Origin of the sequence: Corynebacterium sp., from assembly GCF_052107835.1 — a bacterium.
GTDB lineage: Bacteria > Actinomycetota > Actinomycetes > Mycobacteriales > Mycobacteriaceae > Corynebacterium.
The window spans coordinates 1-7,994 of record NZ_JBQEDF010000087.1; the positions used below are offsets into that span (position 1 = coordinate 1).

General features: G+C 67.8%; 6 protein-coding genes and 1 tRNA gene. 4 read left to right on the top strand and 3 right to left on the bottom strand.

What is annotated here, in order from left to right:
- Nucleotides 1–235 precede the first annotated feature (235 nt).
- Both ACTIL2_RS14755 and ACTIL2_RS14760 read left to right on the top strand, forming a co-directional pair.
- Nucleotides 236–1,432: an alpha-hydroxy acid oxidase gene (locus ACTIL2_RS14755; RefSeq protein WP_442338240.1), complete on the top strand. Its 1,197-nt coding sequence runs from the start codon at nucleotides 236–238 to the stop codon at nucleotides 1,430–1,432.
- Between the two features lie 118 nt (nucleotides 1,433–1,550).
- Nucleotides 1,551–2,876 carry an NtaA/DmoA family FMN-dependent monooxygenase gene (locus ACTIL2_RS14760; protein ID WP_442338235.1) on the top strand — a complete coding sequence of 442 codons (1,326 nt, stop codon included), beginning with the start codon at nucleotides 1,551–1,553 and terminating at the stop codon, nucleotides 2,874–2,876.
- Nucleotides 2,877–2,883: 7 nt separating this feature from the next.
- Here the strand turns inward: ACTIL2_RS14760 and ACTIL2_RS14765 are convergent, their stop codons facing one another.
- The 3 genes from ACTIL2_RS14765 to aceE all read right to left on the bottom strand — a co-directional run bounded on the left by ACTIL2_RS14765 (nucleotide 2,884) and on the right by aceE (nucleotide 7,008).
- Nucleotides 2,884–3,747 (bottom strand): serine hydrolase domain-containing protein, encoded by an 864-nt coding sequence (locus ACTIL2_RS14765; RefSeq protein WP_442338236.1) that lies wholly within the window; start codon nucleotides 3,745–3,747, stop codon nucleotides 2,884–2,886.
- Nucleotides 3,747–4,124 (bottom strand): acyl carrier protein, encoded by a 378-nt coding sequence (locus ACTIL2_RS14770; RefSeq protein WP_442338237.1) that lies wholly within the window; start codon nucleotides 4,122–4,124, stop codon nucleotides 3,747–3,749. The genes ACTIL2_RS14765 and ACTIL2_RS14770 overlap by 1 nt, the downstream gene beginning before the upstream one ends.
- 73 nt (nucleotides 4,125–4,197) lie before the next feature.
- Nucleotides 4,198–7,008: a pyruvate dehydrogenase (acetyl-transferring), homodimeric type gene (gene aceE / locus ACTIL2_RS14775; RefSeq protein ID WP_442338238.1), complete on the bottom strand. Its 2,811-nt coding sequence runs from the start codon at nucleotides 7,006–7,008 to the stop codon at nucleotides 4,198–4,200.
- 353 nt (nucleotides 7,009–7,361) lie between these two features.
- Between aceE and ACTIL2_RS14780 the strand changes: the two genes are divergently transcribed.
- Both ACTIL2_RS14780 and ACTIL2_RS14785 read left to right on the top strand, forming a co-directional pair.
- Complete coding sequence (locus tag ACTIL2_RS14780; RefSeq protein WP_442338239.1) at nucleotides 7,362–7,790, top strand: DUF3052 domain-containing protein; 429 nt, start codon at nucleotides 7,362–7,364, stop codon at nucleotides 7,788–7,790.
- A gap of 59 nt (nucleotides 7,791–7,849) precedes the next feature.
- Nucleotides 7,850–7,925, top strand: a tRNA-Val gene (locus tag ACTIL2_RS14785).
- Nucleotides 7,926–7,994 lie beyond the last annotated feature (69 nt).

Genomic DNA, 7,994 nt, shown 5'->3' on the forward strand with positions numbered 1-7,994 from the left:
GGTGGCCTGCTGTGTAGTGCCGAACCCGGACACGCATTCTGACCATTAACCCACAGGGGCGGGCGGGGCAGGCCGGTTCCAGGGGGAGCCGACACCCCGGCGTAGTTTTACAGGGAGCAGCATTGTCGACCAGGAGCACACCGTGTCCGACCCCAGCAAGAACAGCTACACAGACCGCCCGACCCCGGCAGCGCTGAAGCGCCGCTTCCCGCCGGTGAAGGAGCTCAAAGAGCTCATGCACTTCGAGACCCCCACGCTGGACGTCACCGGGCGCCGCCTGTCGAAGGCCACCAATGTGTGGGAACTGCGGCAGATCGCGAAGCGGCGCACCCCAAAGGCACCATTCGACTACGTTGACGGCGCCGCGGAGAACGAGGTGTCCCTGAACCGCGCCCGCCTGGCCTACCGCGACCTGGAGTTCACCCCGGGCGTCCTGCGCGACGTGACGAACGCCGACCTGTCCACCGACATCCTCGGACACCGCAGCTCCATGCCGGTCGGCATCGCCCCGACCGGTTTCACCCGCATGATGCAGACCGAGGGGGAGTACGCCGGTTCCGCCGCGGCCGCGGACAAGGGCGTCCCGTTCTGCCTGTCGACCATGGGCACCGCCTCACTCGAGGATGTCGCCGAGCATGCCCCGGACGGCGACAACTGGTTCCAGCTGTACCTCTGGAAGGACCGGGACGCCTCCAAGGACCTCGTGGAGCGCGCCTGGGAGGCGGGCTACAGGAACCTGGTCGTCACCGTGGACACCGCCATCGCCGGGGCGCGGCTGCGCGACACCCGCAACGGTTTCTCCATTCCGCCGCAACTGACGTGGAAGACGGTGCTCGACGCGTCCTACCGGCCCGGCTGGTGGTTCAACTTCCTGACCACCGAGCAGCTGTCCTTCGCTTCGCTGTCGCGCAGCTCCGGTACAGTCGCCGACCTGGTGAACCGCATGTTCGATCCGGCGCTGACCTTCGAGGACCTGGACTGGCTGCGCGAGTTGTGGCCCGGGAACCTGATCTGCAAGGGGCTGCAGAACGTGCCGGACAGCAAGCGCGTGCTGGAGCACGGCGTGGACGGGATCATCCTGTCCAACCACGGCGGACGCCAGCTCGACCGCGCGCCCGTGCCGCTGCACCTGCTGCCGGAGGTCCGCGAGGAGATCGGTCCGGACGTGTCCGTGGGCATCGACACCGGCATCATGGACGGTGCGGACGTGGTTGCCGCGGTTGCCCTGGGCGCGGACTACGCGCTCGTCGGACGTGCCTACATGTACGCCCTTATGGCGGGCGGTCAGCGTGGCGTGGCACGCATGCTCGACCTGATGGAGGAGCAGATGCGCCGGACGATGCGGCTGATCGGGGTCAACAGCATCGACGAACTCACCCCGGAGCACGTCGCCCTGACCACCTCAGAGGCTGCGCCGGGCTACTGGATCTGACCGTCCCCGTCCGGCATTTCCCGTGAACGGATGTGTTGCCGCGGCTGCACGGCGGCAGTACCGTCCGGCAGGGAAACCACGGAAAGCACAGTCTGGACCGAGAGGAAGCGGGGCGCGTATGGCACGCACAACCGGCGTGTTCTTCGTGTCGGGGGACTTCGCGTTCACCGACCGTCTGCCGAGCTGGAAGGACGGTGGGTCGCCCGAGCTCCGGGCGGGGGAGACCCCGGCCCTGGCCCGCGAGTTCGAGGAACTAGGCTTCGACGCCATCTTCATCGCCGACTTCCTCGGTCTCAACAGGTCGCACATCGCCTACCGCAGCACCCGCCGGTTCGAGCCGCTCACCGCGGCGGCGCACCTCGCGGCCGCGACGTCCAGCATCGGCCTGGTCATCACCGCCTCCACCCAGTTCACCGAGCCGTACAACGTCGCCCGGCAGTTCACCTCCCTCGACTGGCTCTCCGGGGGCAGGGCGGGGTGGAACGTGGTGACGTCCTTCAACGGCGAGCGGAATTTCGGCTACGACGAGATCCCTGAACCGGCGCAGAGGTACGACCGGGCCGAGGAGTACCTCGAGGTCACCAAGAAGCTGTGGAACTCGTGGCGGCCGGGCGCGGTGGTCCGTGACCTGGACACCGAGGTGTTCACCGACACGTCCCGGGTGGTCGACCCCGAGCACCGCGGGACCAACTTCGCCGTCGCCGAGGCGCTCGACCTGGAGCCCGGTCCGCAGCGCTTCCCCGTGATCGCGCAGGCCGGTGCGTCCGAGCGGGGCATCGACTTCGCGGGACGCGCCGCCGAGGTGGTGTTCGTGGCCACGCCCGACATCGAGGCTGCCCGCACCTACTACACCGCGGTGAAGAACGCCGTGACGGCCCACGGCCGACAGCCCGGTGACCTCAAGGTCCTGCCCGGGCTCCGCCTGTATCTCGGCAACACCGTCGAGGAGGCGGAGGATGCGTACTACGGTGTTCTCACCGACATCGAACTCGAGCGTGCGACCAGGGCGATCACCTACGAGGTGCCGGGCCTTGACCTGTCGGGCCTCGGCCCCGAGGACGAGATCCCGCTCGACCGTTTCCCCGCCCCCGAGGAGATCGATGCCGCCAACCGCCGGGTCAGCCGGGCCCTGATCTACCGTAACTGGGTGCGCGACGGCACCTACCCCACGCTGCGGCGGTTCCTGGTGCGCTACGCCACGTCCTTCGGGCATTTCCAGATCGTGGGCACCGCGGAGGATGCGGCCCGGCAGATCACCGAGTGGATCACCACCGGAGCCTCCGACGGCTTCATCCTGCTGGGCGGGACCAGCCTGGACCGTATCCGCGATGACCTGCTGCCGTTACTGGAGGACTCGGGCGTGTTCGCCCGGCAGCACGAGGGGGAGACCCTGCGCGACCGCCTGGGGACGTTGACACCGGGGCTGCCCGGGGCAGGCACCTGACCGGTGGCTAGCCGAGGGAATCCCACAGCCGCTGGTTGAAGCCGTCCCAGCGATCCTTGGCCCAGTCGCCGAAGGGACGGTCGGTCAGGGCGACGGCGGCGCGTCCGGTGGGGCGGTGGAACCACAGGAAGGTGCCGGACTGCCCGAAGTGGCCGGCGACGTCGGCGGGCATGTCCGACCCGAGCCAGTGCGGTGACTTCCCGCCGTGGAGCTCGACGCCCAGCCCCCACGGGCAGGGACGCTGGCGGCCGTAGCCGGGGACCACGCCGTCCAGGTCGGGGAACTGGGCCGTCAGGGCCTCGTCCCACAGCTGCCCGGAGACCAGCGTGGGGTTCAGGAACTCCGCGGCGAGGGTGGACATGTCGTGCACGGTGGCGCCGAAGCCGTGGCCGGCGGATCCACTGAGGTGGATGTCGATGCCGAGGGGTTCGCACACCGCGGCCCGGGTGTACTCGGGGAACGGGATGCCGGTGGAGGAGACCAGGTCGGCGAGGATCTCGAAGCCGGCGGAGGAGTAGATCCGCCGCGTCCTGGAGGCGCGCTCCCTCCCACGGTCGACCATGCCCACCCCGGAGGCGTGGCTCAGCAGGTCCCGGACGGTGGCGTCGCCCGGGCCGTCCACGTCGGTGGAGTACTCCGCGGCGATGTCGGCGACGGTGTCGTCGAGGTCGAAGGCGCCCTCCTCCACGGCGATGAGCACGCTGTAGGACGTGACCAGTTTGCTCACGCTGGCCAGGGGGAACAGGCGTCCGGTGTCACCGTGGTGTGCGGTGGTGGCGGCGGAGCCGGGGTCGGCGCTGACGACCGCGGCCGAGGCGTTGGTGACCGGCCAGTCGTCGATCTCGGTGAGGACCCCGTCCGCCGGTGCCACTACTCGTCGGCCCCGCTGTGGTCGGGCGAGCGCCTCTCGACGAACCTCACGAGGTCCTTGACGGTCCGGGCGGCGTCAATGTCCTCCTCCTCGATGCGGAGGTGGAAGGCGTCCTCGACGCGGATGGCGATGTCGATCCGGGAGACCGAGTCGATGTGGAGGTCGTCGGTGAGGTTGCTGTCGACGTCGATCTCCTCGACGTCGACCCCGGTGGCCTCCTCGATGATCACGGCGATGCGGGTCGCCGTGTCGACCGAGGGGTTCCGGGCGTCCCGCGCCGACCGTGCTGAGGTGGAGGTCGCGGGGTCGGCAGCCGCGTCGTCGGCCAGCTTTCCGGCGAGCTTCTGCTGGGCTTCCTCGGAGATCTCCACGCTCATCGGCCTTTCTCGGTGCGGTACATGATTGTCGGGGCTTCACTCTACCAATCCGTGGTCGCGGAGCCCCGCCGACCTAGACCTGGGTCGGGTCGGTGAGGCCGAACTCTTCGGCCGCGGCCTTCACGTCGTTCCAGGAGACCTGGTGGGCGCGGGCCAGGGCGGAGAGGACGGCGACCACGATCGACTCGGCGTCGGAGTTGAAGAACCGACGGGCGGCGGCACGGGTGTCGGAGAAGCCGAAGCCGTCGGTGCCCAGGGTGGTGTACTCGCCGGGGACGTAGGACCGGATCTGCTCCGGCAGGTCGGTGGCGAAGTCCGAGACTCCGATGAACGGGCCGGTGGCCTCGTCCAGCAGGTGGGTCACGTAGGGCTTCGGGATCACACCGTCCGGGTGGCGCAGCTCCTCCTTCGCCAGGGCGGCGCCCTCGCGGGCCAGTTCGGTCCAGGAGGTCACCGAGTACAGCGCGGCGTTCACGTCGAACTTCTCCCGCAGGATCTCCTTCGCACGGATCGCCTCGGTCACACCCACGCCGGAGGCGAGGATGTTGGCCTCCAGCTCGGATTCGGGGGCGGCCCCGGCATCACCGGCGGAGTTCTCTCCGGTGCCGATCAGCTTGTCGGCCGGGGAGTACAGGTAGATCCCCTTCAGCAGGCCCTCGACGTCCAGGTCCTCCGGGGCGGCGGGCTGGTGGACGGGCTCGTTGTAGGCGGTGAGGTAGTAGATCACGTTCTCGCCGGCACCGTCGGAGTTCTCCCCGGAGCCTTCGCCGTACATCCGCTGGATGCCGTCGCGCAGGATGTAGGCGATCTCATAGGAGAAGGCGGGGTCCCAGGCAACGACGGCGGGGTTGGTCGCGGCCAGGACCAGGGAGTGCCCGTCCATGTGCTGCAGGCCCTCGCCGGTCAGGGTGGTGCGTCCGGCCGTCGCACCGATCAGGAAGCCACGGGCCATCTGGTCGGCGGCGGCCCAGATGCCGTCACCGGTGCGCTGGAAACCGAACATGGCGTAGAAGATGTACAGCGGGATCATCGGCTCGCCGTGGGTGGCGTAGGACGTCCCGGCGGCGGTGAAGGACGCCACGGACCCGGCTTCGTTGATGCCCTCGTGCAGGATCTGTCCCTCGGTGGACTCCTTGTAGGACAGCATCAGGTCGGCATCGACCGGGGTGTAGTTCTGGCCGTGGTTGTTGTAGATCTTCAACGTCGGGAACCAGGCGTCCATGCCGAAGGTGCGTGCCTCGTCGGGAATGATCGGGACGAGCCGCTTCTTGATCTCCGGGTCGCGCATCAGGTCCTTCAGGGCACGGACCAGGGCCATGGTCGTGGCGACCTCCTGGGAGCCGGAGCCCTTCAGGACGCTGCGCATCGACTTCCTGACCTCGGGGACGGCCAGCGGGGTGAAGCTGTGCCGGCGCTCGGGCAGCGGGCCGCCGAGGTCCCTGCGGCGCTCCAGCATGTACTTGACCTCGGGGGAGTCCGGACCGGGGTTGTAGTAGGGAGGCAGGTAGGGATCCTTCTCCAGCTCCTCGTCGGTGACGGGGATGTCCTGCTTGTCGCGGAACTGCTTGAGGTCGTCCAGCGCCAGCTTCTTCATCTGGTGGGTGGCGTTGCGTCCCTCGAAGTTGTGGCCCAGCCCGTACCCCTTGATGGTGTGCGCCAGGATGACGGTGGGCTGGTCCTTGGTCTCGAGGGCCTTCTGGTACGCGGCGTAGACCTTGCGGTAGTCGTGGCCGCCGCGGCGCAGGGCGAAGATCTCCTCGTCCGTCATGTCCTCGACAAGCTTGGCGGTCTCCGGGTTCTGCTCGAAGAAGAACTCGCGGACGTAGCCGCCGTCCTTCGCCTTGAAGGTCTGGTAGTCGCCGTCGACGGTGTTGTTCATGATGTCGACCAGCGCGCCGTCCTTGTCCTTGGCGAGCAGGTCGTCCCACTCGCGCGCCCACACGACCTTGATGACGTTCCAGCCAGCACCGCGGAAGAAGCTCTCCAGTTCCTGGATGATCTTGGTGTTGCCGCGGACCGGGCCATCGAGGCGCTGCAGGTTGCAGTTGATGACGAAGGTCAGGTTGTCGAGGTTGTACAGGGCGGCCTGCTGGATCAGTCCGCGGGACTCCGGCTCGTCCATCTCGCCGTCACCGAGGAAAGCCCAGGTGTGCTGGTCCGAGGTGTCCTTGATGCCGCGGTCGTGCAGGTAGCGGTCGAAACGCGCCTGGTAGATGGCGTTCATGGGCCCCAGGCCCATCGAGACGGTCGGGAACTCCCAGAACTCCGGCATGCCGTGCGGGTGCGGGTAGCTGGGCATGCCATGGGTGGGCTTGGACTTCTCCTGGCGGAAGGCGTCCATGTCCTCCTCGGAGAGCCGGCCCTCCAGGAAGGCGCGGGCGTACATGCCGGGGGAGGCGTGGCCCTGGAAGAACACGTGGTCACCGCCACCGGGGTGGTCCTTGCCGCGGAAGAAGTGGTTGAAACCGACCTCGTAGAGGGCCGCGGCGGACGCGTAGGTGGAGATGTGTCCGCCGACACCGATCTCCGGACGCTGGGCGCGGTGCACCATCACCGCGGCGTTCCAGCGGATCCAGCGCCGGTAGCGCTTCTCCATGGCCTCGTCGCCGGGGAACGCCGGCTCCATGGTGGTGGGGATGGTGTTGACGTAGTCGGTGGACAGCAGCGGGGGCATCGGGACGCGCTTGGCGGATGCACGCTCGAGGAGCCTGAGCATGAGGTAGCGTGCACGGTCCGGGCCCGCCTCGTCGAGAAGTCCGTCGAGGGAATCCATCCATTCCTGGGTCTCGTCCGGATCCGAGTCCCTGAGGTAGGACGCCACCCCGTCACGGATCTTGCTGAAGTTGCTGTTGGGCCGCGCCGGCCCGGATGACGAGGTCGTCATGACTATCCTCCTGGGTATGGAAATGCCTGCGCCGCAGTACCTTTGTGTGGTCTGTATGTGCCTGCGGACACCGCTGTCATTGATCGATACTACGGAAGTCCGGGGCTGACAATTGCGGTGGAAATCGATCGATTCCGCCGGTTGTCTAGCCATGATCACGTACTTCCCCTACTATTCACAGGAGATCGGTGCCTGTATCCGCAGGTGACGCGCCAGGCGCGTCAGCAGGTAACAGGTGGAATCGGCCGGGCTGCTTCCGGAGCGGTCCGGTGGATCACCGAAAATCACCCTATAACAGGGTGAAAAATGTAATGCGAACAGAAATAAGCAGAAGAAAGGTCAGGGAACCGCAAGTGGGAGACGCCTCCGGCGCAGCAGTGCACGAAGGACAGGACTGGGCGAACCTGATGGATGTCGCGGACGGTCAGATCGTGCAGGAGCTCGGTTGGGACGAGGACGCGGACAGTGCCATCAGTGAGTCCCTCGAGGAAGTGATCGGGGAGGCGCTCCTCGACGAGGAGACCGACGAGATGGTCGACGTGGTTCTGCTGTGGTGGCGCCACGACGACGGTGACCTGGTCGACGGCCTGGTCGACGCCACCCGGAACCTCGGCGAAACAGGCCGGATCTGGTTGCTCACCCCGGCCGCCGGCACCCCCGGAACGGTCGAGCCCGGCGAGATCGCCGAGTCCGCCCAGGTCGCCGGACTGGTTCAGACCAAGTCCACCCGCCTCGGGGACTGGCAGGGGGCGTGTCTGGTACCCAGCGGGACGAAGCGCTAGAGTTCACTCCGCGCCAGTTGCCCGGGTCCGCCCGCAGGACGGGCCACGGGCGCTGCAGCGCGCATTTAGCTCAGTTGGAAGAGCAGCTGGTTTACACCCAGCAGGTCGGCGGTTCGAGCCCGTCAGTGCGCACCACTACTGATCCGGGGGGGGGGATGGGTCCGGGGCTCTCCCACCCCTATCGGGGGTGCGTGATCCGTGTTC